Source organism: Variovorax boronicumulans NBRC 103145 (assembly GCF_001591345.1).
Taxonomy (GTDB): domain Bacteria; phylum Pseudomonadota; class Gammaproteobacteria; order Burkholderiales; family Burkholderiaceae_C; genus Variovorax; species Variovorax boronicumulans.
Genome location: NZ_BCUS01000264.1, coordinates 1 through 1,085 on the forward strand (window position 1 = coordinate 1; position 1,085 = coordinate 1,085).

Annotated in this window: 1 protein-coding gene and 1 pseudogene; both read right to left on the reverse strand. The window is 71.7% G+C overall.

Going from position 1 to position 1,085, the window contains the following annotated elements:
* Positions 1-264: pseudogene (locus VBO01S_RS31435) on the reverse strand (phosphonate ABC transporter, permease protein PhnE); the annotation flags it as partial.
* The coding region (locus tag VBO01S_RS31440) for a PhnE/PtxC family ABC transporter permease (RefSeq protein WP_255221264.1) at positions 261-1,085 on the reverse strand (825 nt) is incomplete at its 5' end. The gene VBO01S_RS31440 and the pseudogene VBO01S_RS31435, both read right to left, overlap by 4 nt.

Below are 1,085 nucleotides of genomic sequence, written 5' to 3' on the forward strand. Positions count from 1 at the left end.
CACGGCGGCCAGCACGGTGCCCAGCGCCGACACCGCGAGCGTCTGCAGCGCGCCGTGGCCGACCTTGGCCAGGAACTCGGGCGACACGTCGGGCGGGAAGAACTCGGCGATGAACTTGCCCATGAGCCTGAGCGATTCGGCCGAGCCCAGCGCGCCGTAGTCGATGCCCAGGTAGACAAAGCTCGCGATCACCGCTGCGGCGATCAACGCGACGGCGAGCCAGCAGCGCAGGCACAGGGGAGGGCGTGGCGGCAGTGTCGTCATGCGAGGAGCTTTCGCAGCGCGTTGCTCAGCATGTCGGCCAGCAGCACGAGCGCGAGGAACACCAGCAGGATGCTGCTGGCCTCGCCGCCGTTGAGCATCTTCATCGACTGGTCCATCAGCTGCCCGAGGCCGCCCGCGCCCACGAAGCCCATCACCACCGAGGCGCGCACCGCGCATTCCCAGCGGTACACGGTGTACGAGGCCAGCTCCTGCGCCGTGTGCGGCAGGAGGCCATAGCACAGCGCCGCGAGCCGGCCGCTGCCGCTTTCGAGCAGGGCGCGCGCGGGGCGCGTGTCGGTCGATTCGAGGATCTCGGCGTAGACCTTGCCGAGCATGCCGCCGTAGGTGATGGCCAGCGCCAGCACGCCGGCCGCGGGGCCGAGCCCGAGCGCACGCACGAACAGCAGCGCCCACACGATCTCGGGAATGGCGCGCAGCACCATCAGCAGCCAGCGCGCTGCTTGGCGGACGATGCCGGCCTGCACGCGGCCGGGGCCGGGTCCGATGCGCGAGATGGAGAGCGCGCGCGTGGTCACGAAGCCCAGCGGCGCGCCGATCAGCAGCGCCATGGCGGTGCCGGCCGTGGCCATAGCCAGCGTTTCGAGCGTGGCCTTGGCAAGCAGCGCGAGAAAGGCCGGCGAGCTGTCGGGCGGAAAGAAGCCCGCAAGAAAGCCGCCGATGACCGCGAGGTTGCCGCTGCCGAACAGCGCCCAGGGCTTGAATTCGGAGAGCGCGAGCACCGGCCAGGCGATGGCCAGCGCGGCGAGCCAGCCGGCCAGGCGGCGGCCCGCGTGCGGATCGCGCAGGGCGGGGTGGGCGAG